The sequence below is a fragment of the Salinicola rhizosphaerae genome (assembly GCF_014652715.1).
GTDB lineage: Bacteria > Pseudomonadota > Gammaproteobacteria > Pseudomonadales > Halomonadaceae > Salinicola > Salinicola rhizosphaerae.
This window is the reverse complement of record NZ_BMZI01000005.1, coordinates 343,643-362,089: the sequence shown is the minus strand read 5'-3', so window position 1 is coordinate 362,089 and position 18,447 is coordinate 343,643. Positions and strand designations below refer to the sequence as shown.

The window sequence follows — 18,447 nt, the reverse complement described above, 5'->3', positions numbered from 1 at the left end:
CATGCATCTTTGCACTGTCCGGGTTCTGAGCATCAGGACGGCAGATAGGTCGTGATGCCCGGACCGTAGGGGATGCCCAGCAGGTAGAAAGCCGTCAGCAGCAGAATCCAGATGACGAGAAATGCGAGGGTGTAAGGCAGCATCAGCGACATCAGCGTGCCGAGACCGGCGCTCTTGTCGTACTTCCGGATGAAGGTGAGGACCACGATCATGTATGGATTGAGCGGCGAGATGATGTTGGTCGAGGAGTCGGCGATGCGATAGGCGACCTGAACGAAGGCCGGGTGGTAGCCGAGCTGCATGAACATCGGCACGAACACCGGGGCTTCCAGCGCCCATTTGGCCGAGCCGCTGAAGATCAGCAGATTCATGCAGGCGGTAAAGACGATGTAGCAGAGAATCACCGGGAAGCCGGTGAAGTCCATGGCGGTGAGCACGTCGGCGCCGTTGACCGCGATCCAGGTGCCGATGTGCGACCAGTTGAACCAGGCGATGAACTGGGAGGCGGCGAAGATCAGCACGATATAGCTGCCCAGATCGCGCATCGCCTCGGCCATGTTCTCCGAGATGTCACGAGAGGACGTGATCCGGCCGACGGTGATCCCCCAGGTCACGCTGACGGTGATGAAGAAGAACAGAATGATCGGAATGATACCGCTCAGAAACGGCGACGGAATCATCGTGCCTCCCGGCCCACGCAGCGGTGAATCGGGCCAGAACAGCAGCGTGGCGATGGCACCGATGTAGATCAGCGCGGCGATACCGGCGTTGCGTAACCCGCGCCCGGCGTTTTCCGGCTCGCTGTTCTCGACCTGGTCGACATCGCCTTTGTAGGTGCCGAGACGCGGTTCGATCACCCGCTCGGTGACCACGGCGGCGACGATGGTCAGCACGAATACGGACACGCAGTTGAAGTACCAGTTGTCGACCGGCGTCACGGTCATGTCGCTGGAGACGATGCGTGCCGCTTCGGTGGAAATCCCGGAGAGCAAGGCATCGGTGCCGACGATCAACAGATTGGCGGTGAAGCCGGCGCCGGCACTGGCGAAGCCCAGTGCCAGGCCGGCGATCGGATGGCGGCCCAGCGAGTGATAGACCATCGCGGCCAGTGGCGGCAGCAGTATCAGCGAGGCGTCGGAGGCGACGTTCATCATGATGCCGGTGAACGCCACGGTGTAGGTCACGAGCGACTTGGGCGCCGAGAGAATCGTGCGCCGAATCAGACTCTCCAGCAGCCCCAGCTTCTCGGCCAGCCCGATGCCCAGCATCATCGACAGCACCAGGCCCAGCGGGGCGAAGCCGGTGAAGTTGTCGAGCATCGATGTCAGCACGAACTGGATGCCGGCGCTGGAAACCAGACTGCGGATCGCTTCGATCTCGCCGGTACCGGGGTGTTCGACGGTTGCGCCGGCAGCGGCGAACAGGGCCGAGGCGACCAGCACTGCCATCGCCAGAATGACGAAGATCATGAAGGGGTCGGGAAGCCGGTTACCGAAACGCTCGATGGCGTTCAGCATCCGGATCGACAGCCGCGGGCGCGGGGCATCGCGAAGCTCGGTCGCTTCCATGAGGCAGGCACTCCTGGGACGGTTGTTGTAGATCGGGTAGCCCGATCGGTTGTATCGCATGGGCAGTGAGCTCGGGCCGGCGGTCGGTTGTGTTATGGCGCCTGGACATCGAGCGGGTCGCTCTCATCGCTGCAAGAACATCGACCTGATCTCACAGTAGAGTCCGCTTGCGATCGATAAAAGATGTCGATTTCTTTTCGGTGATAACCTTGGGTAATCGCGAGAGTCAAAACACGAAAGCCGAATCACCAAGCGTAATCACGGCAACGGGGAACGCTGCCATGCAGTATCCGATCAAGCTTCACCAGATTCGGGCGTTCGTCGAAGTGTCCCGGTGCGGCAGCATTCGCGGCGCCGCACGCGAGCTCGGGCTCTCTCAGCCGGCGTTGACCAAGGCGATTCGGGAGCTGGAGGAAGGGCTTGGCGCCGCACTGCTGCTGCGGACCTCGCAGGGTGTCACGCTGACCGATAGCGGGCGCGCTTTCGACCAGCACGCACACTTGATCATCGAAGAGTTGCGGCGCGCCCGCGAGAACGTCGAGCAGTTGAACGGTGTGCTGCGCGGTCAGATCGTGCTGGGCGTCTCGGCGACCGTGGCGCGAACGCTACTGCCCCAGGTCGTGGCACGCTTTCGGCGCGAACTTCCCAACGTCAAGCTGCGGGTGATCGAGGGGCAGTTGTCGTCGATGGCGGCGGGGCTGCGCGATGGCAACGTCGATTTTTCCATCAACACCGTCTCCAGCGGCGTGCTCGAGAGTGATCTCGAAGCACAGCCGCTGTTTACCAAGCCTTTCGTGGTGGTGATGCGCCGCAACCACCCGAAGAGCGGTGCGCGGCATCTGCGGGAACTGATCGACTGCGACTGGGTGCTGCCGACGGCGCGCAGCGGTTATTACGCCGATCTGGCGGATACCTTGGAACGCCACGGATTCGCCCGTGATCAGGTCAGCGTGGTCTGCGACTCCTTCACCACGTCGCTCAACCTGCTCCAGCACAGTGACATGGTCGGCGCCTTCGCGTCGCAGATGACCGCCCAGCACGGCATGGGCGAGCTGGTGGAATTGATGCTCGAGGACCCGCTGCCGGTGGCGGCGTTCCATCTCGTCAAGCGTCGCGGCGTTCCGCTGACCCCGGTGGCATCACGCCTCGCGCGGCTGTTCGAGATCGAGAGCCGAGCCAGTTAGCGAGACGGCCGACAGGTTTGGGACAGCAAGAATGGTTCCTCTGCTACGCGGGATGAGGCGGAGATGGTGATTCGGTATGAGCGGGCAGCAGCGGCGAGGGCCGCCGCCCGCGTGTCGATCAGACTCGAGGAATCGCTTCCACGGCGCGGCCGAGCATCGCGACCAGCTGATCGAGCTCGGCCTCGGTGGCAATGAACGGGGGCGCGAGCAGGATGTGATCGCCGTGCTTGCCGTCGCGGGTACCGGGCATCGGATAGCAGATCAACCCTTCGGCGAAGGCAGCCTTCTTGATCTTGCCAGCCACACCGAAAGCGGGGTCGAAAGGCCGCTTGGTGTCACGATCTGCCACGATCTCGACGCCGCGGAAGAGTCCGCGGCCACGCAGATCGCCAACGTGGGGATGGTCGCCGAAGCGCGCGGCCAGCGCTTTCGCCAGGTATTCGCCGCGCGCCTTGACCTGGCTGACGAGATCGCGTTCGAGCAGCTCTTGTACCACGGCTAGCCCGGCAGCCGTTGCCATCGGATGGCCGAGATAGGTATGTCCGTGCTGGAAGAGCCCGGAGCCGTCGGCGAGGGTCCGGTAGATGGCATCGGTGCAGAGCATCGCGCCGATCGGCTGATAGCCGGCACCGAGGCCCTTGGCAATGCAGACAATGTCGGGGCTGATGCCTTCGGCCTCATGGGCGAAGAGCGTGCCGGTTCGTCCCATGCCGCACATGACTTCGTCGAGAATCAGCAGCACGCCGTACTGATCGCAGATCTCGCGCACGCGCTTGAAGTAACCCGGCACGGCAGGCACTGCGCCGAGCGTGGCACCGACCACGGGCTCGGCAATGAACGCCATAACAGAGTTCGGTCCCAGGCGCAGAATTTCGGCTTCGAGCTCGTTGGCGACGCGCTGGCCGTAGGCCTCCGGCGTCTCGTCGGCGGCGCGTTCGGCATACTCGTAGCAGGGCGCGATATGGCTCATCTCGACCAGAATCGGCGCGAACTGGGCACGACGCAGGGCGTTGCCGCCGGCGGAGAGCGCGCCGAGCGTATTGCCGTGATAGCTCTGGCGGCGAGCGATCAGGTGGCGACGTTCGGGCTCGCCGCGCTCGACGTGATACTGGCGCGCCAGCTTGATGGCGGCTTCGACCGCTTCCGAGCCGCCGGAGACGAAATAGACCCGATCGAGATCGCCCGGGGCATTGGCGACGAGCAAATCGGCGAGCGCCTCGGCGGGCTCGGAGGTGAAAAAGCCGGTGTGGGCGAAGGCGAGCCGATCCGCCTGTGCCTTGATGGCCTCGGTCACACGGGGATTGGAATGCCCCAGGCAGGAGACCGCAGCGCCGCCTGAACCATCGAAGTAGCGCTTGCCGTCTTGATCGATCAGGTAGCAGCCCTCGCCGCCAACGGCGGTAGGCAGCGTCGCGTGGCAGTGACGCGGGAAGACATGGCTCATGACGGTTTCCTCTCTTGACGAGTATCCGAAGCGGGAAAGGTGTCCTGTACGCGGGGCGGCTGGTCGGCCAGGTCGATCGTGACGGTGGCGTCGAAGAATTGCCGGGCGATGCCGATGGACCTATGAAAGAGCGAAGCGTCAGCCATGAATCGATACCTGAGGAAACTCGTCGAGAAATTGCCGTGAGTGGCTCGGAACGCATTTTGCGTCCGGTACAAAAATAGTCAACAATTTAGAAAAATAACGTCTGTAATTTATGGATGGTGATTTTTGAGTTGTGATTAATGAATACGGAGAGGAGCGTTCGAAGAGCATGGATCCCGCGTTGAAGAATCGAGTTCTGTCCAATCTCAAAACGGCCATTCCTGACTTACCGCGAGGGCTTGGTAGCGTGGCCAAGTACATCATCGATCATCCCTCGGATTTCGGGCTCGACCCGGTGCGCGAGACGGCGCGTAAGGCCGGAGTGAGCACCTATACGCTGATTCGCCTAGCGGAACGCATGGGGTTTTCGACCTTCGATGAGCTGCGTGAGCCGTTCCGTCACGCGCTGGTGTCGACCACCGGTGGTGATCAGCCGCTATGGATGGAAAGCCTCGAGGAGGCCGGCGGACTCGGTCGCATTCAGGCCGAGGCGTCGCGCAATACGCTGTCGATCGTCCAGCGCTCGCTCGAGCATCTCGATCCGGCGCGGCTGCAGCGGGTGATTGATCTGCTGCTGAATGCTGAAGCTGTCTACCTGACCGCCGTTCGCGCCAGCTACGCCATGGCATTCTATCTGCATTACGTAGGGCGCATGGCCCTACCGTCGCTACAGCTGATTCCCCGCCATATGAATAGCGCCATCGATGATCTGCACACGGCCCGAGAGGGAGACGTGATGATCGCGATTACGCTGACGCCCTACTCGCGGGAGACCATCGAGGCGTGTCAGTTCGCCCGGCGGAAAGGGCTCAAGCTGGTACTGATCTCAGATAGCGAGATCGTGTCGCCGGACTTCCGTGCCGACGAGACGCTGGTCGCCTCCGTGCTCTCCACCCATCATTTCGGCTGTTACGCCGGCATGATGGCGGTGATCGAGACGCTGCTGGCCATGCTGGTGGCGCAAGGGGGGGAAGCCGCGCAGGGGCGGATCCAGTCGTATGAGACGCTACGCCAAGAGAACAACGCCTACTGGGTGGCGCCCAAGGGCAGCTGATTGTTCGAAACGAGCCGGGCAGGAGGCTTCCGCACACCGAGGCAAACGATTGTCGGTGTGGGGCTTTATCTGATGGCGCCTCCTCGGAGCGTGAGGCGACATCGCCGCCGCACCAGGTTCGATTCAGCCCGCCTTGCCGGACACTTCGCCGCCATCGGTCAGACCCACCGGCTCTTCCTCGATGTCATCCAGACGGTCGGCGCGACGCAGTACCGGGAAGGCCCATGCCCAGAGTCCGACAATGCCCAGGGTACCGAGCGAGCCGATGACCGCGGCCGGTACGGTGCCGAACCAGGAGGCGGTGATGCCGGATTCGAATTCGCCAAGTTCATTGGAGGCACCGATGAACAGCATGTTGACGGCGTTGACCCGGCCGCGCATCTCGTCGGGCGTCGCGAGCTGCAGCAGGGTCTGGCGGACATACATGCTGATCATGTCGGCCGCACCCGCGACGAATAGCGCGGTCATCGAAATCCAGAACCAGTGCGACAGCGCGAAGACCAGGTTGGCGGCGCCGAACAGGGCAACGGCCGCGAACATGACGAGCCCCGCGTGACGCTTGATGGCGCGAAGCCCAAGGTACAGGCCCATGGCAAAGGCGCCGACGGCCATGGCACTGCGCAGGGCGCCGAGTCCTTGGGGGCCAACGTGAAGAATCTCGTGAGCGTAGACCGGCAGCAGCGCGATGATGCCGCCGAACAGCACCGCGAAGAGGTCGAGCGAGATCACGCCGAGGATGACCGGTTTGCTGCGGATGTAATGAACACCGGCAGTAAAGCGCTGCCAGGCGGTGTCGTCACGTGCCGTGCGCTGAAAGGCGTAGCGGACTGGGACGCTCAAGAGCGCGATCTGCGCCAACAGAAAGGCGCCGAGGTTGACGCTGTAGGTGAGCGTAGGGCCGAAGGTGTAGAGCAGACCGCCGAGCATGGGCCCGCCGATGGTGGCGATCTCCATGATCGATGAGTTCAACGCGATCGCCTTGCCCAACTGTGCTCGCGGCACGATCTGCGGCAGCAGGCTGGAGAGCGCCGGGCCGGTAAAGGCGCGGGCGGCGCCGAACAGCACCAGTACGCCGTAGAAGGGGATGGCAGAGTCGGGCTTGTCGTACGAGAGCAGGACGAAGAGCGCACTGCAGAGCGCCTGAACGCCCCAGCTCAGCTGCAGGATTCGCTTGCGATCGAAGCGGTCGACGACATCCCCGGCCGGCAGCAGTAGCACGACCATCGGCAGGAACTGCGCAAGACCGACGTAGCCGAGCGTGAGCGGGTCATGAGTGATGGCGTAGACCTGCCAGGCCACGACGATGGCCTGAATCTGAGTGGCGAAAACGGCGCACAGCCGCGAGACGAGGAAGGAGACGAACCCCGGCTGGCGATAGACCGGGCTGTCGGGGGTGACGGTGTGCATGGCGTTCCGCAAGAGCAGGGGAGAGCGACGGATGCTAGCACGCTAAAGGATCAGGCACTCGTCTGACATGATCTGGCGTGATCTGTCGCGATGCTTTCGCCATTGATTGGCCATTGACGCCTTTCGGCCGTCGGCGGGTGCCACGCGTCGAGCATGGCTGGTGATTCTGCTCGCTGTCGACTTCGATAACCTGGTTTGATGCATCGACAGAGGAGGTATCCAAAACGGCGCAAAAGCCTGTTTTCCTCGTGTTTATTGGCTTCTTTTGGCGCAAGGGCGAGAGTATAGTTCGCTCGCCTCGAGCGCCGGCCGGTGAGTCGAGGATGCGTCTCTCCTTTTCAGACTTTCCGTCAGTTTGCCTTCGGCGCACCCGCGTCGATGTTTCGAGGTCGTCACTATCATGTCTCGCCAGTTGCTCTCCATGGCGCTAGCGCCGCTCCTCGGTCTTTTCATTCTGGGAATCGGCAACGGCTTTCTGGCCTCTCTCATCACGCTGCGGCTCGACGCGGCCGGTGAGTCGGTCACGACGATCGGCTGGGTGTCGGCGGCGTACTACATCGGCCTGGCGATCGGCGCCTTGTTCAACGACCGTCTGCTGCTGCGTATCGGCCATATTCGCGCCTATGCCTGTTTCGCCTCCCTTGTCGCGGTCACGGTGCTGCTGCAGGGGCTCTGGCTCAATGCCGGGCTGTGGTTCACGCTGCGCATGATCGGTGGCTGGGCAACGCTGGGTGTCTATCTGGTCATCGAAAGCTGGCTGCTGACGGCGGCCGATACCCGCGTTCGCGGTCGGCTGCTGGCGCTCTACATGATCTCGCTCTACGGCGCCGGTGTGATCGGGCAGCTTCTGCTGGGAGTGGCCGATCACGCCGGGCCCAATCAGCCCTTCATGATCATCGCCATGCTGGCCTCGCTCTCGGTACTGCCGCTGGGCATGATCCCGCGCGTTTCGCCCCTGCTCGAACAGGCCGAGCCATTGTCGCCGTGGCGCTTGATCACGGTGACGCCGACCGGCGTGATGGGCTGTTTCGGGTCGGGATTGGTGGTGTCGGCGGTCTACAGCCTGCTGCCGCTCTATTTGCAGCGCAGCGGTCTGGACGTCCAGCGTATCGGCGAAATGATGGCGGTGGTGATCCTCGGCGGCATGCTGCTGCAGTATCCGATCGGACGCTGGTCGGACCGTCACGATCGCCAGATTGTCCTCATTCTGATCGGCGCCATCATGGCGGCACTGTGTCTGGTGATGATGACGATACCAACGCAGCCGGCGTTGATGGCAGGCGTGCTGTTTCTGATCGGCGGCGGGGTATTCGCGCTCTATCCGGTCGCTGTCAGCCATGCCGCCGACAGAGCACCGGCGGGCGCGCTGGTGCGCATGAGCCAGGGTCTGCTGCTGATCAATGCGCTCGGTGCAACGCTGAGCCCACCGTTGATCACGCCGCTGATGACCCACGTTGGCGACAGGGGGCTCTTCATGGCGCTGACGGGGCTTGGCGTGGTTCTGGTCGCGTTCTTCGTCTGGCGTCGCAGCCGTCGTCCGGCGCCGGTGCCGGTGGCACCGTTCACCTCCAATCCGCAGCAGTCGGTGGTCGGTGCCGAGCTGAGCGTCACCGAGGCGCTGGTGCTGGGCGCCATCGAGCACGAACACCAGGAGGATCTCTCGCAGGTGGTGCCGGAAGTCGAGACGGCCATGCCGGAGACCGTCGGCGAGAACGTCGGCGAGAACGTCGGTAGAGAGTGACGAGCGGACAGATGGCGAGACGAGTGCGCGCTCGTTCGCCCTCTGATGGCCATCAGCGCGCGGGATCGACCACGCCACCCAGCGAGGCGTTGCGGCGGAACCAGCCGGCAATGCTGACGCGCGGTTGGCGAGTCGGCAGCACCTCATGCGGAATGCGGTCGGAGAGAAAGCAGGCGAAGGTACCGGCTTCGGGGGCGATTCTGGCTACCTCGCGCTCGGTCTCCACCTCGTCGAACAGCGCCATTTCGCCGCCCCCATCGGCGGGCCACGCCTCGTTGAGATAGAGCACGGTCGAAATCACCCGGTTGGCGCGGCCGCGAAAACTGTCGTAATGCTTGCGGTAGAAGGCGCCGGGAGGGTAATGCGCGAAATGCGCTTCGAACTCGAACAGCCCCAGATAGAGCGCAACGTTGATCTGCTGCTGCAGCTCGGCCATCAGCGCCAGGTAGCGGCGCTGCGCCAGACTTTCGCGGTCGAGCCAATGGATGGCATCGCCGCGAATGTCGCGCCGCAGCGTGCGCTCGTCTCCACGGCCGATGGCGGCCTCCTGCAGCGCATCGCGAGCGCGCAGCCCCGCGAGGTCGGCGTGGAGTTCACGACACAGGCCTGCATCGATGAAGCCGGTGCCGGCGTACCAGCCGCGTGCCACCAGCCCGTCGATCAGTGCAGAGAGCTGGCTTTCATCGCGGTGGGTCTCGAGCGAGTCCGTGGGCGTCATGGTGAACTCTCTTGGCATGAGGTGAGGTCATGATCTTGTGAGGTCATGGCGCAGGACGCCGGTCGTCAGCGGGATCGATCCATCGTCAGCGGTCGCGAACGACGGCGCCGCTGCGGATGATAGCGCAGCTCGCCATCCGCTGGTGCCTGCGTCAGCGATAAAGGACGCTGGAAGCCAACGGCCAGTAACTCGACGAGCATCATCGCGGAAAGACCCCAGAGGACACGTTCCTCTATCGTATAGCTCGGTACGTAGATCGGCTTGCCGTCAACTTCGATGACGTCGGTATGCGTCCGACGGTCGGCGAGCAGGTGATCCAGCGGGACTTCGAAGATCGCGTCGATCTCTCCCGGCTCGGCGTGAAGCGGCAGGTCCGGGGCGATGACGCCGACGAAAGGCGTTACGCGCATGCCATGCAGCGAGATCACGTCGCTCAAGCGGCCGAGAACGGTGACATCGCTGGCTTGTAGCGCTATCTCCTCCTCGGATTCACGCAGCGCGGTCTGCAGCAGATCGGTATCCTCGACTTCGCGCTTGCCACCGGGAAAGGCAACCTGGCCGGCGTGCTGCTTGAGATGACGGGTACGCTGCGTCAGCAGAATGGTGGGCTCGCGCCGGTCGACGATCGGTATCAGCACGGCAGCCTGCGCCAGCGACTCGTCCAGACGGGTCGCTCGGTGCGCTTGCAGGCGCTCGCGAAGGTTCTCTAACATGCTCGTCATTCTCTATACGGGCCAGTCCCCTTTCGGCCATGCCAGCGCTGCGCTGCGCCCTGTCCGCTGCGCGCTCGGCCATGTCTGGTATCGTTGTCGACCGTGGTCGTATTCACTGTCTTTGTTCAACCCTGAGGCCGGTATTCGATGAACTACTGTAGCCACTGCGGCCATACCGTACGTTTTGCGATTCCGGATGGCGACGATCGTCCACGGTATCTCTGCGACGCCTGCGGCGCCATTCATTATCAGAACCCGCGGATCATCGCCGGGACGCTGCCGGTCGCCGGCAAGCAGGTATTGCTGTGTCGGCGGGCGATCGCGCCACGCCTAGGCTATTGGACGCTGCCTGCGGGCTTCATGGAGAACGGTGAAACCGTCGAGCAGGCGGCACTGCGCGAGACGCGTGAGGAGGCATGCGCGGTCGTCGAGTCACCGTCGCTCTATACGATGATCAGTCTGACCCACATCAACCAGGTCTACATGATTTTTCGTGGCACCCTCCAAGGCGGCTACGCCGCTGGCCCGGAGAGCCTCGACGTCGAATTGTTCGATGAAGCCGACATTCCCTGGGATGCGCTGGCATTTCCGACGATCGAACGCACCTTGCGCCACTTCTTCGATGATCGCCGTCGGGATCGCTTTGAACTTCACTCAAGCGAGATCGGCGAAAAGGAGCGAGAGCGTTACTTCGGTTCTGCGTGATCGTCTCCCGTTCGGTTCGGGGCACGAAAAATGCGAGTTTGTACGTCGGAGGCACCCGTCCGGATACGGCGCCGTTTCCGCCCCGGCGGTGGGCCGGCAGCGGTGATGATGGCATAATGGCCGGCGTCCGGCGCAGGAGAGCGCCAGACCTGGCAGATTACCGGACAGCGGCCTCGGCAACGCTGTCCATCTTCGCCCCTGAGTCATTTGCCGACCGGAAGTGAGCTGCAATGTGGAAATGGGTCATCCTGGTGTTGGTCGTCATGCTCGGCCTGATGCAGTACCGGCTCTGGTTCGGCGAGAGTGGTGTTCGCGAATTCAATGACATTCAGGCGCGTGCCGACACGCTCGAGGGCGCGACCGATACGCTGAAGGCGCGTAATGATCGTCTGGCCGCCGAGGTGGTCGATCTCAAGAACGGGCTGGATGCCATTGAGGAGCGAGCGCGTAGCGATATCGGCATGGTTCGCCGCGACGAACAGTTCTATTGGGTACCGGACGTGGAGACGGACCGCCGAGGGCCGGCTGCCCAGACGGGGGTCGTTCGACCATGACGCTCTGGCTCGTCGTTCCCGCCGCGGGGCGCGGTCGCCGCATGCAGGCAGACCGACCCAAACAGTACCTGCCGCTCGCGGGGCGCAGTGTCCTCGAGCTGACCTTGCAGCGGCTGCATCAGGCGTTTCCCGATGCCGAGCTGCGCCTTTGCCTCGATTCAGACGACGCCTGGTTCGACGCCGACTGCGTGCCTTTCTCTCGCTGGCAGCGAGTCGATGGCGGGCAGGAGCGGGTCGAGACGGTCCGTCGTGCGCTGACGGCGCTCGAGGAAGAAGCCGCCGCCGACGACTGGGTGCTGGTACACGATGCCGCCCGGCCCTGCGTACCTGTTGCCGATCTGCAGGCGCTCCACGCGGCGCTCGACGATGAAGCGATCGGCGTCCTGCTGGCGGCCCCCGCAGCGGATACCATGAAGCGCGCCGACGAACGTGGCCGCGTCAGTCATACCGAGTCTCGTGACGATCTCTGGCACGCCCTCACCCCGCAGGCATTTCGCTTCGACCTGCTGCGTCAGGCGCTCGATGCGGCGCTGGCGACCGGGGCGGCGGTGACCGATGAAGCCTCGGCGATCGAGGCCATGGGCCTCTCGCCAAGGCTCGTTCGCGGCAGTCGCCATAATCTCAAGATCACGCACCCGGAGGATCTGGCGATGGCGGCGAACATCCTGTCCGTTCAGGCACAAACCGATACAGGCGCCGCCTCGGCCAGCGACACGAGTTTCCCCCAGCGAGGAGTCAGTGCATGACGATCAGAATCGGCCACGGCTTTGACGTTCACCGCTTCGGCCCGGGCGATCATCTGATGATCGGCGGCGTCCGTCTGCCGTTCGATCGAGGGTTCGTCGCCCACTCGGATGGCGACGTGCTGCTGCATGCGATCAGCGACGCGCTGCTGGGCGCCGTGGCGCTGGGCGATATTGGCCATCATTTTCCGGACACCGACCCCGAGTGGAACGGCGTCGACAGTCGCGAGCTGCTGCGCCATGTCGTGAAGCTGATCGATGATGCCGGTTACCGTGTCGGCAACCTCGATGCCACGGTGATGGCGCAAGCGCCGAAGATGGCAGACTGGGTTCCGGCGATGCGCGAGAGCCTTGCGGCCGATCTCGGCGCGCCGCTCGGCGATGTCAACGTCAAGGCGACCACGACCGAACGCCTCGGCTTCACCGGTCGTGGTGAAGGGATCGCCGCCGAGGCGGTCGTCCTGCTGATTTCGACGTCAGCGGCCACGGATGCGTGACGCCGACTCGTCGTTTTCGTCCGCCCCTGTGACGTGGCCCCCGGCCTGGCCGTTCGCCTTGGCGCCGCCCGAGCTAGACGGTGAGTACCGGCTAACGCCCGAGGACTTTCAGGTCGAGGAGCAGTTCGATTTTGCTCCGGAAGGGGCGGGCGAACATCTCTGGGTGTGGATCGAGAAGCGTGGCATCAACACGGCCGAAGTCGCACGGCTTCTGGCAGCGTCGGCCGGGGTGGCTGCGCGGGATGTCGGTTTCAGCGGTCTCAAGGACCGCGACGCGGTGACCCGCCAGTGGTTCTCGCTGGCATTGCCGGGTAGAGCGTTGCCCGACGGCTGGGACGCGAATCTTGCCGAACGCGGCGTGCGCTGCCTGGAGGCGATTCGTCACCCGCGCAAGCTTAAGCGCGGCGTACATCGCGGCAACCGCTTTCGGCTGCGGATCGCCGGAGAGGCTGCGCAGGCTACACAAACGCGTGAACGTTGGGAGACGCTGGTCGCATCGGGCGTGCCCAATTATTTCGGCCCTCAGCGATTCGGCCCGGATGGCCGCAATCTGCACCGCGCGCTGTCACTGCTGGCGCGTGGTTGGCGCAAGCGGCAAGATCCTCAGGGGCTGCTGCTTTCCAGCGCGCGCAGCTACCTGTTCAATGCCGTGCTGGCGGCAAGGGTCGAGGATGGCAGCTGGGGCCGGCCGCTGCCCGGTGACGTGCTCAACCTGGAGGGAACCGCGAGCCGGTTCTCGGTGACAGCAGTCGATGTCGAGACGCTGGCCCGGGCGGCATCGGGCGACGTTCATCCCACCGGGCCGATGTGGGGCGCCGGCGAGCTCCAGAGCGATCTGGCGGTTGCCGAACGGGAGCGCTCGGTTGCCGATGCGCATCCGGTGCTGAGCGAGGGCATCGTGGCGACCGGGACGCGGCAGAATCGAAGAGCGCTGCGTGTCATGCTGCAGCAGGCGACATGGACGCCAGCAGAGGCGGGCTCGGTCTGGCTCGAGTTCACTCTGCCCAGGGGCGCTTTCGCCACGGCGGTGCTGCGTGAGCTGTTTTGCCACCCGACACTGATTTGAGGCGTCGATCGTGAGTGCCATCACGGGCGCCTCTCCAACGATCTCGGCTCACCTGTCGACAGATTTCAGAGCGAGGAAGAGACGATGCGTAGACTGCTGCTGTCCAACGATGATGGAGTGCATGCGCCTGGCCTGAAGGCACTGGCCAGCGCGCTGGAAAATCATTCACGCCTGCGCATCGTGGCGCCGGACCGCGACATGAGCGGCGCCAGCAATTCGCTGACGCTGACGCGTCCACTCGCGTTGACGTCGCTCGACAACGGCTTCTACAGCGTTGACGGCACGCCGGCCGACTGCGTCTATCTCGGCGTCAATGGCGTGTGGGACGAGAAACCCGATCTGGTCATTTCGGGGATCAATCACGGCGGCAATCTCGGCGACGACGTGCTCTATTCCGGTACCGTGGCGGCGGCGATGGAGGGGCGCAATCTTGGGATGGCGGCCATCGCGATCTCGCTCTGCGGGCAGCGTTATTTCGAGACGGCCGGGCGAGTGGCCTCGAGTCTGGTCGGTGCCGCAGAGACGCTGTCGCTGCCGCCGCGAAGCCTGCTCAACGTCAACGTGCCCGATTTGCCGTGGCGCGAGATCCGCGGTTTCCGCGTGACGCGACTCGGCTATCGCGGGCCCGCCTCGCAGCCGATCAAGGTCAAGGACCCGCGTGGACGCGACCGGTACTGGATCGCCTCGGTGTCGGAAAACGCCGATGATGGCCCTGACACCGACTTCGCGGCGATCGAGGCGGGTTACGTGTCGATCACGCCGCTGCAGACCGATTTGACCCGTCATGAAACGGTGAACGACGTACAGGGTTGGCTGGATGGACTGTCATACGCCTGAAGAACTCAGTGGCGTCGGCATGACGTCGCAACGAACCCGCAATCGCATGGTCGAACGACTGACCGCGAACGGAATTCGTCACCCGGCCGTGCTGGAGGTGATGGCCGCGGAACCGCGTCATCTCTTCCTCGACGAGGCGCTGGCTCACCGAGCGTATGAAGATACGTCGCTGCCGCTGGGGCTGGGGCAAACGCTGTCCCAGCCGTGGATCGTCGCACGCATGAGCGAGCTGGTGTGTCAGGCCGAGCCCCGTCGAGTGCTGGAAGTCGGGACCGGCTCAGGCTACCAGACGCTGGTTCTGGCGCGCCTGGTCAACGCCGTCTGGAGCGTCGAGCGGATTGCGGTGCTGTCCCAGCGGGCTCGCCAACGGCTCTCCCGGCTCGGTGTGGGTAACGTCAATCTGCGTCACGCCGATGGTGGGCTGGGTTGGCCGCAGGCGGCGCCTTTCGACGTCATTCTGCTGACGGCCTGCGCCAGTGAGCTGCCTCAGACGCTGCTTTCGCAGCTGCGAGACGGTGGCGTGCTGATCGCGCCGCTGGCCGATGCCGATGGCCGCCAGTGGTTGACGCGAATCCGCCGTCGCGGGCCGGTTTTCGACCGACAAAGATTGGAAGAGGTGCGTTTCGTACCGCTACTGGAAGGAGTCATTCGTTGAAACGCATCGTCACCACGGTTCTCAAGGGGATGGGTATGGGAGCGGCTGATGCCGTTCCAGGGGTCTCGGGCGGTACCATCGCGCTGATCGTCGGCATCTACGAAGAGTTGATCGAAACGATCAAGCGCTTCGGCCCCAAAGCCATCGGTGTGTGGAAGGATCGCGGAACACAGGCGCTGATCGGCTATCTCAATCTGCGGTTTCTGATACCGCTGGTGCTGGGTATCGGTATTAGTCTGGTCACGATTGCCCACCTGGTGACCTGGCTGATGGCCAGCCACGAGCTGCTGCTCAACGCGTTCTTTTTCGGTCTGGTACTGGCCTCGGCCTGGGTGGTGATGCGCCAGGTCGGCCACTGGCGCTGGCGCTATCTGCTGCCCGTGCTGCTGGGGCTTCTGGTGGCGGCCTATCTGCCGCAGCTGCTGCCCGACATGAGTCAGGCGGGGAATGCCATGCTGTTTGTGGCCGGTGCCATCGCCATCAGCGCGATGCTACTGCCGGGCGTCTCGGGCAGTTTTCTGCTGCTGGTGATGGGGCTCTACGGGACGGTCATGTCGGGTATCAAAAGCTTCGACATCGGCCTGATCGCGATCTTCGGGGCCGGCTGCGTGGTGGGGCTTTTTACCTTCTCCCGCGTGCTCTCCTGGCTGCTGCGTCACCATCATGCACTGACGCTGATGGCGATCGTCGGCTTCATTCTCGGCTCCTTGCCGCAGCTGTGGCCGTGGCGCCAGATGTCGAGTTATCGCATGGATGCGGCGGGTCATCCGGTCGCGTTGGCCTACCGTTACCTGATGCCCGCCGATTACACCGCCGTGACCGGCCAGCCGTCGCACTGGCTCGCCGCGACGGCATTGATCATCGTGGGTGTGGTAGTGGTAATGTGCCTCGGGGAGCGCAAGGGCCACAGCGCCGATTGAGTCGTCGGTGGCGCTCCGCGCCTGTTGCTTCGAAAAAGGAATTTTGTCATGAACAAGCGTCGTAATGCCCTGCTGGTGGGTCTGTTGCCGATGGTCGCTATCGGGCTCAGCGCCTGCACCACCTCGAGCGGTCAGCCACAGGTGCAGGATCTCTCGGTAAGCCGCAACGCCCAGCAGAGCGATACCTACACCGTCAAGAGTGGCGATACCATCTACGGCATCGCCTGGCAGAACCGGGTCGACTTCCGTGATCTGGCCCAGCTCAACGGCATTTCTCCACCTTATCGACTGGAACCGGGTCAGCAGCTCAAACTGCGGCAGGGGGCGACCGTCAGCGGCGGTCAGAATCTCGCTTCTCGCGGCACGGGCAGCGGCGTTCAGGCTACTGCTCTAGGAGCGTCCGGCAGCAATCAGGCCACAGCCGGTGATGGCGAGAACCCTTCGTGGTTACTGCCGTCCCAGAGCGGGCAGGGCAACGCGTCCGGCGCGGGGCAGGGAGCATCGAAGGCGAGCGGTACCACGCCCGGCCCGGTCTATACCCAGAATCAGGGCCAGAACCAGAATCCGTCTCAGGGTGATGGCGCCAGCGGACGCACTGACACGGCATCGTCATCTTCTTCGGCTTCAATGGCTTCTACGGGCGGTGCTTCCCAACCCGCTGCGAACCCATCGGGTGCCAGCGCCGGTTCGGCCTCGAAACCGACTTCGAACAGCACGAAAACGGCCTCCGGTGCAGACGCAGGAACGGAGGTTGCCGGCGAACCGAGCGGGGCCCCGGATCGTTCCGATCGCACCTACAAGCCAGTCGAGAACGTGCCGTGGCAGTGGCCTGCCGAAGGTCAGCTGATCGGTCGTTTCGATGACGATTCCAACATTACCCCCGGCATTGATATTGCCGGGCAAAAGGGGCAACCTGTCAAAGCAGCCGGACCAGGGATTGTGGTGTATGCCGGCGACGGTGTTCGAGGTTATGGCAACCTGATCATCCTCAAGCACAACGATCGCTACTTGAGCGCTTACGCACACAACGACACGTTGAAAGTGAAGGAGAACGACGTCGTTGAGGCCGGAGAGACGATAGCCACCATGGGGCAGACGGATGCTGACCAGGTCGAGCTACACTTCGAGGTCCGCGTGAACGGCCAGCCCAAGGACCCACTACAATACCTGCCTTCGCGCTGACGAGATTCGGCGCTTCATACCGCTGATGAGAGAGGCGAATTTTTCGTCGGTTTCTGCATCCACGCCGCCGACCCTCGACGTAACGTCATGGGGTGTCGGACGCGACAGAGGGGCGGAAACCGACGAGGCAACGGCGCCTCTCGATAGCTAGGGAAAGTCCAAAACAGAGAGAAAGGAAGACGCGGTCGCCATGGTGCGGTGCCGCCCCATGGCGAGGTACTCAGGTAGCCAATATTGGGGAAGTGGACATGAGCATGCTTGAACGGGATATTCAGGATGTTGAGCTCGAAGGCGTCGCTACCGCAGACGCGGACAACGACGACACGGATCGCAAGGATGAAGAAAGCGCTTTTGAAAAGGCGTTGAGCCGTGAGGAAAATCACTATCACCACAGCCTCGATGCAACGCAGATCTATCTTAACGAGATCGGCTTCTCGCCGCTTTTGACACCGCAAGAAGAAGTGCACTTCGGCCGCCTGGCCCAGAAGGGAGATCCGGCGGGCCGGCAAAGAATGATCGAGTCCAACCTGCGCCTGGTGGTCAAGATCGCCCGACGCTACTTGAACCGCGGATTGACGTTGCTCGATCTGATCGAGGAGGGCAACCTCGGGCTGATTCGCGCGGTCGAGAAGTTTGACCCGGAGCGCGGTTTCCGTTTCTCGACCTACGCGACCTGGTGGATTCGCCAGACCATCGAACGGGCACTGATGAATCAGACCCGCACGATCCGGCTGCCGATCCATGTGGTCAAGGAACTCAATATCTATCTGCGCGCGGCGCGAGAACTGACCCAGAAGCTCGATCACGAAGCCACGGCCGAAGAGATCGCCGAGCATCTCGACAAGCCGGTCGGTACGGTCAAGAAGATGCTGGGGCTCAACGAGCGCGTCTCCTCCGTCGACTATCCGATGGGGGGCGAGAGTGACAAGCCGCTGATCGATACGCTGGCGGATGAGAATGAAGACGGGCCCGAGTCCAATCTTGTCGATGACGACGTCAAGCAGCACGTTGACGAGTGGCTGATCGAACTGAGCGAAAAGCAGCGTGAAGTGGTCGTGCGTCGCTTCGGGCTGCGTGGCCATGAAGCGGCGACGCTCGAAGAGGTCGGCGAAGAGATTGGGCTGACACGTGAGCGCGTTCGCCAGATTCAGGTGGAAGCGTTGAAGAAGCTGCGTCGGATGCTCGAAAAGCAGGGGCTGTCGATGGACTCCATCTTCGAATGACCCCGCACCAGATGGCGAGAAGACGGTGCAAATACGTCTGAGCGCTTGCCGCGACTATTGATCCGGTCGCATACATGCGGCATTGTATGTAA

The 18,447-nt window shown here is 63.3% G+C and carries 18 protein-coding genes; 13 read left to right on the top strand and 5 right to left on the bottom strand.

What is annotated here, in order from left to right; all coding sequences use genetic code 11:
• Positions 1–32 precede the first annotated feature (32 nt).
• On the bottom strand, positions 33–1,568 hold the full coding sequence (locus IE125_RS13095; protein WP_189445118.1) for an AbgT family transporter: 1,536 nt from the start codon (positions 1,566–1,568) through the stop codon (positions 33–35).
• A 281-nt stretch (positions 1,569–1,849) separates the two neighbouring features.
• Between IE125_RS13095 and IE125_RS13090 the strand changes: the two genes are divergently transcribed.
• A complete protein-coding gene (locus IE125_RS13090) occupies positions 1,850–2,752 on the top strand; it encodes a LysR family transcriptional regulator (RefSeq protein WP_189445117.1) in 903 nt (300 codons plus the stop codon).
• A 118-nt stretch (positions 2,753–2,870) separates the two neighbouring features.
• Here IE125_RS13090 and IE125_RS13085 read toward each other — a convergent pair whose 3' ends face one another.
• Complete coding sequence (locus tag IE125_RS13085; protein WP_189445116.1) at positions 2,871–4,196, bottom strand: aspartate aminotransferase family protein; 1,326 nt, start codon at positions 4,194–4,196, stop codon at positions 2,871–2,873.
• Between the two features lie 391 nt (positions 4,197–4,587).
• Between IE125_RS13085 and IE125_RS13080 the strand changes: the two genes are divergently transcribed.
• On the top strand, positions 4,588–5,394 hold the full coding sequence (locus IE125_RS13080) for a MurR/RpiR family transcriptional regulator (RefSeq protein WP_229809098.1): 807 nt from the start codon (positions 4,588–4,590) through the stop codon (positions 5,392–5,394).
• A 123-nt stretch (positions 5,395–5,517) separates the two neighbouring features.
• Here IE125_RS13080 and IE125_RS13075 read toward each other — a convergent pair whose 3' ends face one another.
• Positions 5,518–6,801, bottom strand: a complete 1,284-nt coding sequence (locus tag IE125_RS13075; RefSeq protein ID WP_189445114.1) for an MFS transporter — start codon at positions 6,799–6,801, stop codon at positions 5,518–5,520.
• 400 nt (positions 6,802–7,201) lie between these two features.
• Here IE125_RS13075 and IE125_RS13070 point away from each other — a divergent pair, with 400 nt between their 5' ends.
• Entirely contained in the window at positions 7,202–8,542 is a 1,341-nt protein-coding gene (locus tag IE125_RS13070; RefSeq protein WP_189445113.1) for an MFS transporter, read from the top strand.
• 52 nt (positions 8,543–8,594) lie between these two features.
• On the opposite strand, the gene IE125_RS13065 is transcribed toward IE125_RS13070, so the two are convergent.
• A complete protein-coding gene (locus tag IE125_RS13065) occupies positions 8,595–9,260 on the bottom strand; it encodes a 2OG-Fe(II) oxygenase (protein ID WP_189445112.1) in 666 nt (221 codons plus the stop codon).
• Positions 9,261–9,325: 65 nt separating this feature from the next.
• Positions 9,326–9,973 carry a CoA pyrophosphatase gene (locus IE125_RS13060; RefSeq protein ID WP_189445111.1) on the bottom strand — a complete coding sequence of 216 codons (648 nt, stop codon included), beginning with the start codon at positions 9,971–9,973 and terminating at the stop codon, positions 9,326–9,328.
• 147 nt (positions 9,974–10,120) lie between these two features.
• Here IE125_RS13060 and IE125_RS13055 point away from each other — a divergent pair, with 147 nt between their 5' ends.
• From IE125_RS13055 to rpoS, 10 genes are all read left to right on the top strand, one after another.
• Positions 10,121–10,678 (top strand): NUDIX hydrolase, encoded by a 558-nt coding sequence (locus tag IE125_RS13055; RefSeq protein ID WP_189445110.1) that lies wholly within the window; start codon positions 10,121–10,123, stop codon positions 10,676–10,678.
• 230 nt (positions 10,679–10,908) lie between these two features.
• A complete protein-coding gene (gene ftsB / locus IE125_RS13050) occupies positions 10,909–11,232 on the top strand; it encodes a cell division protein FtsB (RefSeq protein WP_189445109.1) in 324 nt (107 codons plus the stop codon).
• Positions 11,229–11,978, top strand: coding sequence for a 2-C-methyl-D-erythritol 4-phosphate cytidylyltransferase (gene ispD / locus IE125_RS13045; RefSeq protein WP_189445108.1), 750 nt, complete (start codon positions 11,229–11,231; stop codon positions 11,976–11,978). Before ftsB ends, ispD begins: the two co-directional genes overlap by 4 nt.
• Positions 11,979–11,980: 2 nt before the next feature.
• Positions 11,981–12,472 carry a 2-C-methyl-D-erythritol 2,4-cyclodiphosphate synthase gene (ispF, locus tag IE125_RS13040; RefSeq protein WP_308430145.1) on the top strand — a complete coding sequence of 164 codons (492 nt, stop codon included), beginning with the start codon at positions 11,981–11,983 and terminating at the stop codon, positions 12,470–12,472.
• Positions 12,473–12,530: 58 nt separating this feature from the next.
• Complete coding sequence (gene truD, locus IE125_RS13035; protein ID WP_229809097.1) at positions 12,531–13,538, top strand: tRNA pseudouridine(13) synthase TruD; 1,008 nt, start codon at positions 12,531–12,533, stop codon at positions 13,536–13,538.
• An 84-nt stretch (positions 13,539–13,622) separates the two neighbouring features.
• Positions 13,623–14,375, top strand: coding sequence for a 5'/3'-nucleotidase SurE (gene surE / locus IE125_RS13030; RefSeq protein WP_189445105.1), 753 nt, complete (start codon positions 13,623–13,625; stop codon positions 14,373–14,375).
• Between the two features lie 19 nt (positions 14,376–14,394).
• A complete protein-coding gene (locus IE125_RS13025) occupies positions 14,395–15,030 on the top strand; it encodes a protein-L-isoaspartate(D-aspartate) O-methyltransferase (RefSeq protein ID WP_229809096.1) in 636 nt (211 codons plus the stop codon).
• A complete protein-coding gene (locus IE125_RS13020; RefSeq protein ID WP_229809095.1) occupies positions 15,027–15,950 on the top strand; it encodes a DUF368 domain-containing protein in 924 nt (307 codons plus the stop codon). Before IE125_RS13025 ends, IE125_RS13020 begins: the two co-directional genes overlap by 4 nt.
• Before the next feature lie 48 nt (positions 15,951–15,998).
• Positions 15,999–17,132, top strand: coding sequence for a peptidoglycan DD-metalloendopeptidase family protein (locus tag IE125_RS13015; protein ID WP_189445103.1), 1,134 nt, complete (start codon positions 15,999–16,001; stop codon positions 17,130–17,132).
• Positions 17,133–17,380: 248 nt separating this feature from the next.
• A complete protein-coding gene (gene rpoS / locus IE125_RS13010; RefSeq protein WP_189445102.1) occupies positions 17,381–18,355 on the top strand; it encodes an RNA polymerase sigma factor RpoS in 975 nt (324 codons plus the stop codon).
• Positions 18,356–18,447 lie beyond the last annotated feature (92 nt).